The 13,963-nt window shown below is 44.4% G+C and carries 15 protein-coding genes; 7 read left to right on the top strand and 8 right to left on the bottom strand.

Annotated features, from left to right (window positions below):
* The first annotated feature begins 19 nt into the window (after window positions 1-19).
* Window positions 20-1,498 carry a MocR-like transcriptional regulator GabR gene (gabR, locus tag AAGG74_RS20355; protein WP_429676991.1) on the top strand — a complete coding sequence of 493 codons (1,479 nt, stop codon included), beginning with the start codon at window positions 20-22 and terminating at the stop codon, window positions 1,496-1,498.
* Here the strand turns inward: gabR and AAGG74_RS20350 are convergent.
* A complete protein-coding gene (locus AAGG74_RS20350; protein ID WP_162104030.1) occupies window positions 1,461-1,775 on the bottom strand; it encodes an ArsR/SmtB family transcription factor in 315 nt (104 codons plus the stop codon). The genes gabR and AAGG74_RS20350 overlap by 38 nt on opposite strands.
* 140 nt (window positions 1,776-1,915) lie before the next feature.
* Here AAGG74_RS20350 and AAGG74_RS20345 point away from each other — a divergent pair, with 140 nt between their 5' ends.
* The 4 genes from AAGG74_RS20345 to AAGG74_RS20330 all read left to right on the top strand — a co-directional run bounded on the left by AAGG74_RS20345 (window position 1,916) and on the right by AAGG74_RS20330 (window position 5,446).
* On the top strand, window positions 1,916-2,203 hold the full coding sequence (locus tag AAGG74_RS20345) for a putative quinol monooxygenase (RefSeq protein ID WP_162104029.1): 288 nt from the start codon (window positions 1,916-1,918) through the stop codon (window positions 2,201-2,203).
* A gap of 16 nt (window positions 2,204-2,219) precedes the next feature.
* Window positions 2,220-2,969, top strand: coding sequence for an NADPH-dependent oxidoreductase (locus tag AAGG74_RS20340; protein ID WP_429676990.1), 750 nt, complete (start codon window positions 2,220-2,222; stop codon window positions 2,967-2,969).
* A 162-nt stretch (window positions 2,970-3,131) separates the two neighbouring features.
* Window positions 3,132-4,010 carry a TetR/AcrR family transcriptional regulator gene (locus AAGG74_RS20335; RefSeq protein WP_429676989.1) on the top strand — a complete coding sequence of 293 codons (879 nt, stop codon included), beginning with the start codon at window positions 3,132-3,134 and terminating at the stop codon, window positions 4,008-4,010.
* A gap of 29 nt (window positions 4,011-4,039) precedes the next feature.
* Window positions 4,040-5,446, top strand: a complete 1,407-nt coding sequence (locus AAGG74_RS20330; protein ID WP_429677142.1) for an MDR family MFS transporter — start codon at window positions 4,040-4,042, stop codon at window positions 5,444-5,446.
* 49 nt (window positions 5,447-5,495) lie between these two features.
* On the opposite strand, the gene yclQ is transcribed toward AAGG74_RS20330, so the two are convergent.
* Genes yclQ through yclN form a run of 4 tightly spaced genes read right to left on the bottom strand, consistent with a single transcriptional unit; the run spans window position 5,496 to window position 9,114 of the window.
* The gene (gene yclQ / locus AAGG74_RS20325; protein ID WP_429676987.1) at window positions 5,496-6,449 is read right to left on the bottom strand and encodes a petrobactin ABC transporter substrate-binding protein YclQ; all 954 of its coding nucleotides are present in this window, start codon (window positions 6,447-6,449) and stop codon (window positions 5,496-5,498) included.
* Between the two features lie 22 nt (window positions 6,450-6,471).
* Window positions 6,472-7,230: a petrobactin ABC transporter ATP-binding protein YclP gene (yclP, locus tag AAGG74_RS20320; protein WP_162104024.1), complete on the bottom strand. Its 759-nt coding sequence runs from the start codon at window positions 7,228-7,230 to the stop codon at window positions 6,472-6,474.
* Window positions 7,224-8,171, bottom strand: a complete 948-nt coding sequence (gene yclO / locus AAGG74_RS20315; protein ID WP_429676985.1) for a petrobactin ABC transporter permease YclO — start codon at window positions 8,169-8,171, stop codon at window positions 7,224-7,226. Before yclO ends, yclP begins: the two co-directional genes overlap by 7 nt.
* Window positions 8,164-9,114, bottom strand: coding sequence for a petrobactin ABC transporter permease YclN (gene yclN, locus AAGG74_RS20310; protein WP_162104022.1), 951 nt, complete (start codon window positions 9,112-9,114; stop codon window positions 8,164-8,166). The genes yclO and yclN overlap by 8 nt, the downstream gene beginning before the upstream one ends.
* Window positions 9,115-9,505: 391 nt before the next feature.
* Between yclN and AAGG74_RS20305 the strand changes: the two genes are divergently transcribed.
* Both AAGG74_RS20305 and AAGG74_RS20300 read left to right on the top strand, forming a co-directional pair.
* Window positions 9,506-10,870, top strand: a complete 1,365-nt coding sequence (locus AAGG74_RS20305) for an aspartate kinase (protein WP_429676983.1) — start codon at window positions 9,506-9,508, stop codon at window positions 10,868-10,870.
* A gap of 149 nt (window positions 10,871-11,019) precedes the next feature.
* Window positions 11,020-11,124: a YjcZ family sporulation protein gene (locus AAGG74_RS20300; protein WP_162104020.1), complete on the top strand. Its 105-nt coding sequence runs from the start codon at window positions 11,020-11,022 to the stop codon at window positions 11,122-11,124.
* 91 nt (window positions 11,125-11,215) lie between these two features.
* Here the strand turns inward: AAGG74_RS20300 and phrC are convergent, their stop codons facing one another.
* The 3 genes from phrC to gerKB all read right to left on the bottom strand — a co-directional run bounded on the left by phrC (window position 11,216) and on the right by gerKB (window position 13,959).
* Window positions 11,216-11,338, bottom strand: coding sequence for a phosphatase RapC inhibitor PhrC (gene phrC, locus AAGG74_RS20295; protein WP_162104019.1), 123 nt, complete (start codon window positions 11,336-11,338; stop codon window positions 11,216-11,218).
* Entirely contained in the window at window positions 11,322-12,470 is a 1,149-nt protein-coding gene (rapC, locus tag AAGG74_RS20290; protein WP_162104018.1) for a response regulator aspartate phosphatase RapC, read from the bottom strand. Before rapC ends, phrC begins: the two co-directional genes overlap by 17 nt.
* A 364-nt stretch (window positions 12,471-12,834) precedes the next feature.
* Window positions 12,835-13,959, bottom strand: coding sequence for an endospore germination permease GerKB (gerKB, locus tag AAGG74_RS20285; protein WP_429676981.1), 1,125 nt, complete (start codon window positions 13,957-13,959; stop codon window positions 12,835-12,837).
* Between the last annotated feature and the right edge of the window lie 4 nt (window positions 13,960-13,963).

Genomic DNA, 13,963 nt, shown 5'->3' with positions numbered 1-13,963 from the left:
TCAGAAGGAGAAGGCATAAATGGACATCACAATCATACTCGACCGCTCAGAACGGGCAGATTATATCTATCAGCAAATTTATCAAAAGCTGAAGAAAGAAATCCTCAACCGGAATCTGCTTCCCCATTCGAAGGTTCCTTCTAAACGGGAGCTGGCTGAGAAGCTGAAGGTCAGCGTAAACTCAGTGAATGCGGCCTATCAGCAGCTCTTGGCCGAGGGATATTTGTATGCCATTGAGCGAAAGGGATTTTTCGTGGAGAAGCTGGATGTGTTTTCTGCAGACGAGCATCCTCCATTCGCATTGCCGGAGGAGCTGAAAGAGGTTCACATCGATCAGAGCGACTGGATTTCGTTTTCCCACATGAGTGCCGATACAGACCATTTTCCGATCAAAAGCTGGTTTCGCTGTGAACAAAAAGCGGCATCCCGTTCCTATCGAACACTCGGCGATATGTCGCATCCTCAAGGGATCTATGAAGTGAGAGCAGCCATTACGAGGCTCATTTCCCTGACACGGGGCGTAAAATGCCGCCCGGAACAAATCATCATCGGAGCAGGCACACAGGTGCTCATGCAGCTATTGGCTGAGCTTTTGCCCCAGAAAGCAGTATATGCGATGGAGGAGCCCGGTTACAGGCGCATGTATCAGCTTTTGAAAAACGCTGGAAAACAGGTGACGACAATCCTGCTGGATGAAAAAGGCATGTCGATTGCGGAAATCAGCAGACAGCAGCCTGATGTACTGGTGACGACCCCATCGCACCAATTTCCGTCCGGCACGATGATGCCTGTATCAAGAAGAATTCAGCTTTTGAACTGGGTAGCCGAGAAGCCGCAGCGCTACATTATTGAAGACGATTATGATAGTGAATTCATATATGATGCAGACAGCATCCCGGCGCTCCAAAGCCTTGACCGTTTTCAAAATGTCATCTATATGGGCACCTTTTCAAAGTCGCTTCTCCCCGGCTTGCGGATCAGCTATATGGTATTGCCGCCTGAGCTATTGCGAACGTACAAACTGCGGGGCTATGATCTGCAAACATGCTCATCGCTTATACAGCTCACTCTGCAAGAATTTATCGAGTCTGGTGATTATCAGAAGCATATAAAAAAAATGAAGCAGCATTATAAAGAAAAGAGGGAGCGTTTGATCGCCGCTTTAGAATCAGCATTTCACGGAAAAATGATCGTAAAGGGGGCAAATGCGGGCCTGCATTTTGTTACCGAATTTGATACACGCCGCACTGAACAAGACATTCTGACACACGCCGCCAGCCAGCAGCTTGAAATTTTCGGCATGAGCCGATTTGATCTGAAGGAAAACAAGCGGCAAACAGGCAGGTCCGCTCTCATTATCGGCTTCGCACGACTGAAGGAAGAAGACATTCACGAGGGTGTCGAGAGACTTTTCCGCGCTGTTTACGGACATAAAAAAATCCCCGATACGGGGGATCGATTCACCAGCGGCTCTGGTCCACATTCAGCACCGCTTTAAGCAGACCCGGAAATGCCTTTTCAAGGTCTTCGGCACGAAGCGAATAATACCGGCGCTTTCCTTCTATGCGAACTTGGGCGATGCCTGATTCTCTCAGCACTTTAAAATGATGCGACAAGGTCGATTTCGCAACCTGTACATCTGCACAAGTGCCGCACGTTTTTTCTTTCGCTTCAGCTAATTGCTTGACGAGCTCTAAACGAAGCGGATCACTCAGTGCGTGAAGAACCTTTGTCAGCTGCAACGTTTCTGTTTCTGGATGGTTTGGAATGTTCATGACACAAATGTATCACACAACAATTCGAATGACAATTTTACTATTTAAGTCTTTTTTCTTTACCTCATTTTAATTAGATGTTACAGTTAGTTCGAATAAATTCGAACAATAAACTTACCATAACAATGGAGGAGATCAACATGATCGTATTACAAGCTTATATGAAAGTAAAACCAGAAAAGCGCGAGGAATTCTTGAGCGAGGTCCAATCTCTTCTTCAACATTCAAGAGCTGAGGAAGGCAACGCGCAGTATGATCTATTTGAAAAAGTAGGCGAAGACAATACATTTGTGATGCTTGAACAATGGAAAGATGAAGCAGCGATGAAATCCCACAATGAAACTGCACACTTCCAAGGGTTTGTCGCAAAAGCAAAAGAAGTGCTGAGCGCTCCTCTTGACGTTGTCCGCACGGAGCTTAGCGAGTAAGGAAAGGATGTCCCATATGAATGAAGTCATCAAATCATTAACAGACCACCGCTCGATTCGCAGTTATACAGATGAGCCTGTGGCTCAGGAGCAATTGGAGCAGATCATTCAAGCTGTGCAATCAGCTCCATCTTCTATCAACGGGCAGCAAGTGACTGTGATTACAGTACAGGATAAAGAGCGCAAAAAGAAAATCTCCGAGCTGGCAGGCGGACAGCCTTGGATTGACCAGGCTCCTGTTTTCTTGCTGTTCTGCGCAGACTTCAACCGGACGAAAATTGCGCTTGAAGATCTGCATGATTTCAAAATGGAAATCACAAATGGCTTAGAGTCGGTTCTTGTCGGCGCAGTAGATGCTGGTATCGCTCTTGGCACTGCAACAGCAGCGGCAGAATCACTCGGGCTTGGAACTGTTCCGATCGGTGCGGTTCGCGGAAACCCTCAAGAGCTGATTGAACTGCTTGAGCTTCCGAAATACGTGTTCCCTGTATCCGGTCTTGTCATCGGCCATCCTGCTGACCGTTCAGCGAAAAAACCTCGCCTTCCGCAGGCAGCAGTCAATCATCAGGAAACATACCTGAACCAAGATGAACTGACTTCTCACATTCAGGCATATGATGAGCAGATGTCTGAATACATGAATAAGCGCACAAACGGAAAAGAAACAAGAAACTGGTCACAGGGCATCGCTTCCTATTATGAGCGCCTGTACTATCCTCATATCCGTGAAATGCTTGAGAAACAAGGATTTAAAGTTGAAAAATAAGCCTCACCCGGCCTGTCGGAATCTCCGGCAGGCTTTTTGATTGTCTGGTGAAAATCCATTGACTTCTATTTCGTTTATTTGGTAAAATTTTTTCATTGTTACTCATTGGTTTTCCGTGAACCAATGAGTTTTCTAATGTTCAAGAAAGAAGGAAGCCCTGAGATGCTTGATAAAAAAACAGATATCTTGTTAGCTGCGCGAACGCTTTTTTCGGAAAAGGATTTTACGTCGGTTTCCATGCAGGCGATCGCAGAAGAATGCAAGATGTCAAAAGCTTCGATATATAAGCTGTTTCAATCTAAGGAAGATCTGCTTTTGGAGCTGCTGTCATTTAACCAGAAGCAAATGGTGGCTACCGCCTCAAAACTTCAGGAAAATACCTCGCTGACACCAGAGGAGCGTTTGATGCAAAAGGTCAAAATGGAGCTGGAAGGCTTCAGGCAGAACCAGCAGTTTTTCAATATGCTGACCTACGGAAACTCCGCGCTGCATAATGACCGGATCAAACAGCATATCCATCAGACCAGATCGACGATTATCTGCTGGCACCGCGATTCGCTGATTCAGGCGTATGGAGAAGCCGTTCTCCCGTTTGTGTGGGATGTAGTGATCATTCTTCACGGCATGATACGTGAGTTTTTAATGCTGATCAAATTAGAGGAACAACCGCTTGAACTTGATCCGATCGCAGAGTTTATCATCAGCACCCTCAATCAGATTGTCAAAAACAAGGAAACCCGGCAGTCTCTTCTTCCGCCTGAAGCCATTGAGCTTTACCTTCATTCAGCATCCTCCTACAAGCCAAAGGATAAATCAGCCCTCTTGTCGGAAAGCCTGAAGGAATTACATAAAGGCATTTCTTCCTTGCCCGCAGCGGACTATGACGTAGATGAACTGACATCCGCAGCTGCCATGCTTGAGGAAGAAGCGAAGAAGGGCGACTCCCGTGCTTTTTTGCTTAAGTCATTGATTGGCTATCTGGAACAAACCGGTGTTTTAGCACAGCCCGTTTCCATGCTAAAAACACTGTTAATCACGTAGAAAAGAAGGGATTTGTATTGGATAAAAGTATGGAACCAAAACCTTTTAACCGTTCTGTCATTGTCGGTATTTTATTAGCCGGGGCGTTTGTCGCGATTTTGAATCAGACGCTGTTAATTACCGCGCTTCCCCATATTATGCGGGATTTTAATGTAGACGCGAATCAAGCGCAATGGCTGACAACTTCATTTATGTTAACAAACGGAATTTTAATTCCGATTACCGCGTTTTTAATTGAGAAATTCACGAGCCGGACGCTGCTCATCACAGCAATGAGCATTTTCACTGCCGGAACAATCGTCGGCGCGTTCGCTCCGAACTTCCCGGTTCTGCTTGCAGCACGTATCATTCAAGCAGCCGGAGCCGGTATTATGCTGCCGCTCATGCAGACCGTATTCCTGACGATCTTTCCAGTTGAAAAGCGGGGCCAGGCTATGGGTATGGTTGGATTGGTCATCTCGTTCGCGCCTGCAATCGGACCGACTCTTTCCGGATGGGCGGTCGAAGCTTTCTCATGGAGATCACTGTTTTATATCATTCTTCCGTTCGCTGTAATCGATTTGATTCTTGCCAGCATCCTGATGAAGAATGTGACAACTTTACGAAAAACACAGATTGATATTTTATCAGTGATCCTTTCAACATTTGGATTCGGCGGCCTTCTGTACGGTTTCTCAAGTGTTGGCTCTTACGGATGGACCAGTTTAACTGTCTTGCTTTCACTGCTGGTGGGTGTCATTTCACTGCTATTGTTTATCACAAGACAAATGAAGCTAGAAAAACCGATGCTGGAATTCCGTGTCTTTACGTTTGGCATATTCAGCTTAACAACACTGCTCGGAACCATTGTCTTTGCATTATTGATCGGTACAGAAACCATTCTGCCGCTTTATACACAAAACGTCAGAGACGTCACAGCTTTTGATACAGGGCTGATGCTTCTTCCGGGAGCTGTTGTCATGGGCTTCATGTCACCGATTATCGGCAGAATCTTTGACCGTGTCGGCGGAAGAGGACTGGCGATTACCGGTTTCTGCATCATCTTCCTGACATCACTGCCGTTTATGCAGCTGACTGAACATACATCGCTGGCTTGGATTGTTGTGTTATATACCGCTCGTCTCTTAGGCACCGCCATGATCATGATGCCAGTGACAACTGCCGGAATCAACGCGCTGCCGCGCCACCTGATTCCGCACGGAACAGCAATGAACAACACCGTTCGCCAAGTCGGCGGCTCAATCGGAACTGCCCTATTGGTATCCGTGATGAGCAACCAGGCAGCACACGCTGGCACTGCAGATGTGAAGCACGCCGCTCTGCACGGCATGAACGCCGCTTTTATCGTAGCGGCCTGCATTGCACTCGTCGGCTTCCTTCTCTCCTTTACATTAAAGAAACCTCAGCGCCCTGCCGAGCAGCAGCCGGCACGCTGATTTCCATCCAAAAAGAGCCCCGCTTTTAAGCGGAGGCTCTTTTTTTGGTTTACTTCTCTAAACCGTCTTTCACTTCTTTAATCATTTGCGTCATCGACTCAAGTCCGCCTCCTGATAAGTACCAAGTAGCAGAATCAAGGTAGACGACATGATTGTTTTTCACTGCGTTTACGTTTTTCACATAATCATTTTCAACGACTTGTTTCGTAGATGATGATTCTCCGATCGCTGTACCGCGGTCAACAACAAACAGATAATCCGGGTTTGTTTTTGAAATATATTCGTAAGAAACGCTTTGTCCATGCGTAGATGCTTTGATGTTTTGGTCAGCCGGTGTCACACCGAATACGTCATGAATCAAGCCATATCTTGATTTAGGGCCAAACGCGCTGATTTTCCCGTCGTTCGCCATGATGACGAGACCGTTTTTGTTAAGCTTTTCAGCGGTTTTCTTTACATCTGCGATTGAGTGATCAATGTTTGCGAGCTCCTCTTTCACTTTGTCTTCTTTATCAAAGATTTTACCGATTGTTTCAGCGTCTGACTTAAATGACTCCATATATTTCGCTGTGTCCACGCCAAGGTAAATCGTCGGCGCGATTTTAGAGAACTCTTTGTATGACTCAGATTGTCTTCCTGAAATAATGATCAGATCAGGGTCTATTTCAGCCACTTTTTCAAAGTCTGGCTCTTTTAAGCTGCCAACATCTGCATATTTATCTTCTTTGAATTTTGACAGATAATTTGGAAGGGCTTTTTTCGGCAGGCCTGCCACTTTATCATCAAGACCGAGTTTATCTAACGTGTCTAAGCTTCCTAAGTCAAATACGACAACCTTTTTAGGGTTCTTTGGCACTTTTGTGCCGTTTTTGTCCAGCTGGTGTTTGACCGTGATTTGTTCTTTCTTAGATTCAGTACCTTTGCTACCAGTGCTTTGGTTTCCGCATGCGGAAATGACAACTGCCGTCACCAAAGCGATGAATAGTAATGCGAACTTTTTCATACTCCTCACCTCTTCTATATATTTAAGAAAAATAAACACCTATCCTTTGATTATCAATCAACTGAATCGGAATGGTCATATCGTAGATGTCCTCAAGCACAGAGGTTTTAATAATCTCCTCAGGCGGCCCCTCTTTTACGATTCGGCCGTTTTTCAAGGCTACGATACAATCGGAGTAAACGGATGCAAAGTTGATATCATGAATAACGATCACGATTGTTTTTCCGAGCTCCTCTACCAGCCGTTTCAGCAGTTTCATAATTTCAACCGAATGTTTCATATCGAGATTGTTCAACGGCTCATCCAGAAAGATATAGTCTGTGTCCTGGGCAATAACCATTGCAATGAACGCCCTTTGACACTGTCCGCCGCTCAGCTGATCAAGGTATTTATCCTGAATGTCTTCCAGCTTCATATAGCCGAGCGCCTGGTTGATATGAACCCAATCTTCCTCTGTCAGCCGGCCTTGTGAATATGGAAATCTGCCGAAGCTGACGAGGTCTTTGATGGTGAGCCTGATATTGATTTGGTTTGCTTGCTTCAAAATGCTCATTTTTTTGGCAAGCTCTTTGCTGTCGCAGGCTCCAATTTCTTGTCCGTCTATGAAAATCTCGCCGGAATCCTTTTTGATCAAGCGGCTCATGATAGACAGCAGCGTACTTTTGCCGGCGCCGTTAGGACCGATAAATGAAGTGATTTTGCCCTTTTGAATAGTGACTGACGTCTCTTCAAGGACCACTTTCCCGCCATATTGTTTGCTTACATTTTTGACCTCTACCATGATTTATTCTCCTTTAACAGCAAGTAGATAAAATAAATCCCGCCGGCAAAATTAATAATGACGCTCAGCGTCGTTGAGAAGGTAAACACTTTCTCAACCACAAACTGCCCTCCAACCAGCGCAATGATGCTGATGAGAACGGAGCCTGCAATTAAGTATGAGTGCTTATATGTTTTCAGAAATTCTCTCGCCAGGTTGACGACAAGAAGGCCTAAGAACATAATCGGCCCGACTAGCGCTGTTGAAACAGAAACAAGGATCGCAACCACGATCAGCATCTGCTTCACCACTTTGTCGTAGTCAATGCCCAAATTGACGGCGTGCTCGCGCCCGAGCGACAGCACGTCGAAAAACTTTGTAAAACGCCAGACATAAGCGCCTGTCAGCAAGAAGATGATGAACGCGAGCCATAACAAATCCGTATTGATGTTGTTAAAGCTGGCAAACATCTTATCCTGCACGACTTGGAACTCATTCGGATCAATCAGCATCTGCATAAAGGAAGACAGGCTGCTGAACAGCGTGCCAAACACGATTCCGATGAGCAGAAGGAAAAAAATATTTCTCCCCTCTCCCTTAAACATGATCTGATACAGAACTAGGGAAAACAATATCATCAGCAGAATAGAGATGATAAAGTTGATGTTTTTATTCATGATGACAATATTCGCAGAACCGAACAAAAAGATAATGCCGGTCTGAATCAGCATGTAGAGAGAATCAAGACCCAAGATGCCGGGCGTCAGGATGCGGTTGTTCGTAATCGTTTGAAAGATCATGGTCGAAAACGCAATCGCTCCCCCCGTCAGCACAATGGCGGCGACCTTTTTGATTCGTCTCGGCAGGGTGTAATCCCAATTGCCTAAATCATAAAACAGAAACAAGCCAACACATACAATGGCTAAACCAACGAGCAACGCTATTTTCACTTGGTTACGCATACGCTTTTCTCCTTAACAGCATAAACAGGAAAATGCCGCTGCCGATGATTCCGACCATCAGGCCAATCGAGATTTCATAAGGGAAGATAATGACTCTGCCCAATATATCGCAAAACAGCACAAAAACCGCTCCCAACAGCGCTGTATGCGGCAGGCTGTTCTTTAGATTGTCTCCTCTGTAAATGGATACAATATTCGGGATGATTAAACCGAGAAACGGCAGCATGCCGACGGTCAATATGACAAGAGACGTGATCAGGGACACGATAATAAGCCCGATGTTCACAACCCGTTTGTACTTCAGGCCGAGATTGACAGAAAAGCTTTCGCCCATACCGGCCAATGTGAATTTATCCGCATATACATAGGCAATGATGACGAGCGGAATACTCAGATAAAGAAGCTCGTATCTTCCTTTCACGACCAAAGAGAAGTCTCCCTGCAGCCATGATGACACATTTTGGATCAAATCATATTTATAGGCGATAAATGTCGCGATTGAACTGACGATATTCCCGAGCATTAAACCGACAAGCGGAATAAAGATGGTGTCATTAAATTTGATTCTTTCAAGAATTTTCATAAACAGAAAATTTCCTGCAAGGGCAAAGATAAAAGCGACAAGCATTTTGATTAGAGGGCTGGCGGATGTGAACAGCATCAAGGAAATTAAAATACCGAGCCGTGCCCAATCCATCGTGCCCGCTGTTGTCGGAGACACGAATTTGTTCCTGCTGATCTGCTGCATAATCAAACCGCAGATGCTCATGCTTAATCCGGCAATGATAATACTGATCAATCGCGGCAAACGGCTTGCGAACAGCGTTGACGCTTCTTGTTTGCTTAAATCGAAGAGATCAAGCGGCGACAGATCTTCCACGCCGATAAATACAGATGTAACTGCTAATACAATAAGTAGAATGAATAAGTAACGTAGCTTCATGCTGCCTCCTTACATCCTTACAGCAAAAAGAACGTATCTCCCACTCCGCAAGGACTAAAACAATCTGGCTATATATATTAATTAATTGATTATCATTATCAATTACATCTTACCATTTTTCTAGTGTTAGTCAATATTCTTTCAGCATATTAAAGTAGTCATATATTCAATTTCACTCATCATTCTAGTCATTTACCATCCCACAATCGTTAGACTGTTTACCATATTTATCTTTAGAATGCTTGTATATAGTCAACATATCTGACGTTATTCCTTCTGTAAAAAACAAATGTTCATCCCGAGGAGAAATTCCCCCTTGATTTACAGGACTGAAAAAGAGATAATAAATACTAAATTTATTTGAAAATTATAAACATTAGGGGATGTAAATATGAAGGTCGTTAAATTCGGAGGCAGCTCACTCGCTTCAGGCGCTCAGCTTGAAAAAGTATTTCACATCGTCACCTCAGACCCGGAACGGAAAGCTGTAGTCGTTTCAGCTCCGGGAAAGCGCCATGCTGGGGATACGAAAGTGACTGATCTCTTAATCGCGTGCGCGGAACAATATTTGGCATCAGGCAGCGCCCCTGAGCTGGCGGAAGCTGTTGTGGAACGGTATGCCCTCATCGCAAATGAGCTTCAGCTTGAGCAAAGCATTATCGACAAAATCCGGGATGATCTGTTTACGCTTTTAGATGGAGATAAAATCAATCCCGAGCAGTATCTTGACGCCGTCAAAGCAAGCGGGGAGGATAACAACGCCAAACTCATCGCCGCCTATTTCCGCCATAAAGGCATCAAAGCGGAATATGTGAACCCAAAGGACGCCGGCCTTTTCGTGACAAATGAACCCGGCAACGCGCAAGTTCTCCCGAAATCATATCAAAACCTTTATCGTCTTCGGGAACGTGATGGTCTTATCATTTTCCCCGGTTTTTTCGGATTCAGCGAGACTGGCGATGTGATCACATTCTCACGGAGCGGCTCTGATATTACCGGCTCGATTCTTGCCAATGGGCTGCAGGCTGACTTGTACGAAAACTTTACAGACGTGGACGCGGTGTACTCTGTCAATCCGTCCTTCGTTGAAAATCCTAAGGAAATTAGCGAGCTGACATACAGAGAGATGCGGGAGCTGTCCTACGCGGGCTTTTCAGTGTTTCATGATGAAGCGCTCATTCCTGCATTCAGAGCGGGGATTCCCGTCCAAATCAAAAATACGAATAATCCGTCAGCACAAGGCACCCGTGTCGTCAGCAAGCGGGATAACACAAACGGGCCTGTCGTCGGCATTGCCAGTGATACCGGATTTTGCAGCATTTATATCAGCAAGTATTTAATGAACAGAGAAATCGGATTTGGACGCAAAGCCCTTCAAATCCTGGAAGAACATAGGTTAACGTATGAGCATGTTCCATCGGGAATTGATGACATGACCATCATCCTGCGGGAGGGCCAAATGGATGCCGCCGCTGAACAGAGTGTGATCAAACAGATCGAAAAGGATCTGCATGCCGATGAAGTCATTGTCGAGCATCACCTCGCATTGATCATGGTTGTCGGAGAAGCGATGCGCCACAATGTCGGCACAACGGCAAGAGCGGCCAAAGCCTTATCAGAGGCGAAGGTGAATATCGAAATGATCAACCAGGGATCTTCTGAGGTAAGCATGATGTTCGGCGTAAAAGAAGCTGAAGCAAAAAAAGCCGTTCAAGCGTTATACAAAGAATTTTTCGCGGGCGTGCTGATCTCTTAACATAAAAAATAGCGGGCGCAAACGCCCGCTATTTTTTATACATTCAGCCCATCATCAATTGTCCATTTTTTCACTTGTCCACTATTGCCTCAAGCACACCGACCGGTTTTGCATACCTTATAGTATCCACTATAGGGAGGTGAAGCCTTATGTCAGGATACACTGGTGGCGGTTACGGCAGCTCTTTCACTTTAATCGTTGTATTGTTTATTCTATTAGTTATCGTAGGAACAGCGTATGTTGGCGGATTCTAAGTTGCTCATCTTCTCTTCGGGACGCCGTAAGACCTTGTCTTACGGCGTTTTTTTTAAAAAAACCCCTTCTCAAATGAGAAGGGGTTGATTCTTACGTCATTCCTCTTTCTGCCACATGAAAATCAATTGCTTCCGTATTAGCGGAAATGCCAGCAGCTGTAAAAATGGCAGCTGTGACCACACAAATAACAAACAACTTAGATTTCAATTTCATGCCAACCCTCACTCCTTTGTATTTGTTTTCTTGCTTCTTCAACTTGTAGAAAATAGGAAGCAGACAATTTAAACCATTGTTGTTCATAGTAATATTTTGCTACTTCTAGGGCTAAATCCTCTATATCAGCGTACATACTTTTATTTTTTAGGTATTGGAAACATTGTTCGATTCCTTCTTCATTAGGCTGATCCTGATATAGGGATTGTAAAAATTCGAATTTTACCGCGTAATCTGCGTCGTCTGTTTCTTTAGCATATTCATAGCCCCGCTTGTGATATTCCGAAGCTTTATCATGTTTTCCTTGTTTATAATAAATCAGGGTGATTAAAAAGTAGGCTTGCGGCAGCGAATTGATGATCATGCTGCTTTCAAACGTGGAGACCGCTTTTTCAAAGTAATCAATAGCACGGTCAAGAAGATCTTGATTGTAATAGCATAAGCCAAGATTGTAATAGGCTCTTCCGACCAACTGGGCTTTTTGTTCTGTTTTGGCCATATCGAGCGCCAATTTGAAATGGCGTGCGGCTTGTTCAAAATTCCTTTCATCCATCAGATTAACCCCGTACACGAAATGGCACTGAATGATTCTCACTTGGTAGGTTTCCTGCTCCACGTAAATTTCATAGGCGTTTTTTATATTGATCAGTGAAAAATACGTTTGCTTCATATAATAGTAGGCTTCCGCCATTTTAAAATAGAACTCCGCCCGTTCAATATGGTCAGCGACAAAGGAAAGCTTTTTCTCCGCCTGTTTATAATAGGTAATGGCAGAAATAAATTCCCGCTTATCAAACTCATACATCCCGCGAAAAAAATTCACATAATAGTCGAGCAGCCCTTTGAGGTTTGCCTGGTTGCTGTCGATATTTCTTGATAATTCGGACAGGCTTGGCTGGTCTTCTATATTTAATTTCTCTAACGGCTCTAGATAATCAAGCATAAGCTGGTGGCGGAATTCCATTAGTGAATAATAAAGGAGCAAGTTGGAATCGTGCTGCATGTGTTTCAGTTCCTGCTGGATTTCAGCTTTTAACACTTCGGCATCCGGCACGCTGAATGTGCGGATATATTTGTACCACTCATTAATTTTTTGACCGACCGCTGAAGAAGGAATTACCCCGCTCTTCATTCCTTCACCCTCTCCCATCAAAAACTGTTCATGTCATATTTTATCATGTTTACAGACCATCCCAACCCGAAAAACACGCAATCTTTATTTCGGATGCACGCAATAACTTAATCGTGTGCAAAAAGGCGGATACATGTAGCTTATGCCGCTGCCCTGTATGTTTTGCCATTAAAGGATGGTGAATGTTGCGCTTTGCCTTTTTCACTTTTGATTTCTGCTTTAGAGATACCATTCAATTTCGATCATCGTCTCTTGATATCCTTTCAATCCTCCAGCTAAATGTGCCGTTTCGTATAAATTGGATATTGTTTTTTCTTTCACAAAGCGAGAAAACAAACGCTAGCTGCTACATTCCATCGCTCTTTTATTGTTTTTTCGCTTCCGTCTCGTTTGACTTCTCTCTTCGCTTCTTTTTCCAAACGGCTATTACAAATAAGAAAAGCGGAAACAAAAGCTGAAAGGGCAAATGAATATACATTGGGACCACTTTCAGGCCTTCGTTCATATGCTCTGAAAAGTTAGTCGCGATCGTTATAGATAGAATTAAGATGCCCAATCCCATTGGATAAGCCAATTGAGAGGGGTTCTTTTCCTTAAAGAGCGTGGACATTCCCACCACGGCTGCATATAAGTAGAGGCTGACCTTAAAAAAGCCGCCGATGATGAGGGCCAGCATAAAAAAGACATCGAGACGATCTAAAAACTCCTCGACCTTAATCGTCTGAATCGTACTTAAAAGCGGAAACTGGGATCTGAGGGTCAAATCAACATCAAGCACACTAATATTAATCGTCACGATAAGCGCCACAATCAATCCGCTGATGGTCATAGCAAGAATCCCCATTTTTTTCACGTTTTTTCGGTCATTAAGAGTCGGGAAAATCATAACAAATAACACAACTTCACCAAATGGAACGTACATCGTCTGCGTGAAAACAGAGTGAATGACAGGATAAATGCCGTCCGCTAAAACCGGTTTTACATTCTGCAGGTCTACGGAGCCTGACACAATAATAAGCACGAGGCCGAGCGCCCCCAGTAAATACATAGCTCCGAAAAGAAGCTCCGCTGAGCGGGCGAGCACCTCAATTCCTTTTCTGACGGCATATACACTCACCACCATTAATAAAGCATTTACAATAATGATAGGTGTATCATGGTAAGCAAACGTCAGCAGCATTTCTCCAAAGTCACGCAGCACCCTGGCGGCAATATAGGAAAAGTACAGGATATACAGAAATGAAAACAGCCAGCTCAGCTTGGTTCCGAGCATATCATCCATATATTCTTTCGGGGAAGACTCCGGATAGCACTGATAAATGCCTTGATACAAGTAGAAAAGAAACAAACCGATCGCACAGCCCAACAGCACTGCTAACCAGGCATCTCTTCCTGCCATCATCCCCGGTGTAATCAACAAGGAGCTGCCCAGCTCAAAAATAATAATCATGACAAACAGCTGCCTGATATTTATTCTGGCTTTTTCCATCTGC

The organism is Bacillus mexicanus (genome assembly GCF_050445615.1).
Taxonomy (GTDB): domain Bacteria; phylum Bacillota; class Bacilli; order Bacillales; family Bacillaceae; genus Bacillus; species Bacillus mexicanus.
This window is presented reverse-complemented; position numbering and strand designations above follow the sequence as displayed.

Excerpts from the sequence above, each read along its gene's own strand:
- gabR (WP_429676991.1), top strand. The coding sequence starts at position 20 with ATGGACATCACAATCATACTCGACCGCTCAGAACGGGCAGATTATATC.
- AAGG74_RS20350 (WP_162104030.1), bottom strand. The coding sequence starts at position 1,775 with ATGAACATTCCAAACCATCCAGAAACAGAAACGTTGCAGCTGACAAAG.
- AAGG74_RS20345 (WP_162104029.1), top strand. The coding sequence starts at position 1,916 with ATGATCGTATTACAAGCTTATATGAAAGTAAAACCAGAAAAGCGCGAG.
- AAGG74_RS20340 (WP_429676990.1), top strand. The coding sequence starts at position 2,220 with ATGAATGAAGTCATCAAATCATTAACAGACCACCGCTCGATTCGCAGT.
- AAGG74_RS20335 (WP_429676989.1), top strand. The coding sequence starts at position 3,132 with ATGCTTGATAAAAAAACAGATATCTTGTTAGCTGCGCGAACGCTTTTT.
- AAGG74_RS20330 (WP_429677142.1), top strand. The coding sequence starts at position 4,040 with ATGGAACCAAAACCTTTTAACCGTTCTGTCATTGTCGGTATTTTATTA.
- yclQ (WP_429676987.1), bottom strand. The coding sequence starts at position 6,449 with ATGAAAAAGTTCGCATTACTATTCATCGCTTTGGTGACGGCAGTTGTC.
- yclP (WP_162104024.1), bottom strand. The coding sequence starts at position 7,230 with ATGGTAGAGGTCAAAAATGTAAGCAAACAATATGGCGGGAAAGTGGTC.
- yclO (WP_429676985.1), bottom strand. The coding sequence starts at position 8,171 with ATGCGTAACCAAGTGAAAATAGCGTTGCTCGTTGGTTTAGCCATTGTA.
- yclN (WP_162104022.1), bottom strand. The coding sequence starts at position 9,114 with ATGAAGCTACGTTACTTATTCATTCTACTTATTGTATTAGCAGTTACA.
- AAGG74_RS20305 (WP_429676983.1), top strand. The coding sequence starts at position 9,506 with ATGAAGGTCGTTAAATTCGGAGGCAGCTCACTCGCTTCAGGCGCTCAG.
- AAGG74_RS20300 (WP_162104020.1), top strand. The coding sequence starts at position 11,020 with ATGTCAGGATACACTGGTGGCGGTTACGGCAGCTCTTTCACTTTAATC.
- phrC (WP_162104019.1), bottom strand. The coding sequence starts at position 11,338 with ATGAAATTGAAATCTAAGTTGTTTGTTATTTGTGTGGTCACAGCTGCC.
- rapC (WP_162104018.1), bottom strand. The coding sequence starts at position 12,470 with ATGAAGAGCGGGGTAATTCCTTCTTCAGCGGTCGGTCAAAAAATTAAT.
- gerKB (WP_429676981.1), bottom strand. The coding sequence starts at position 13,959 with ATGGAAAAAGCCAGAATAAATATCAGGCAGCTGTTTGTCATGATTATT.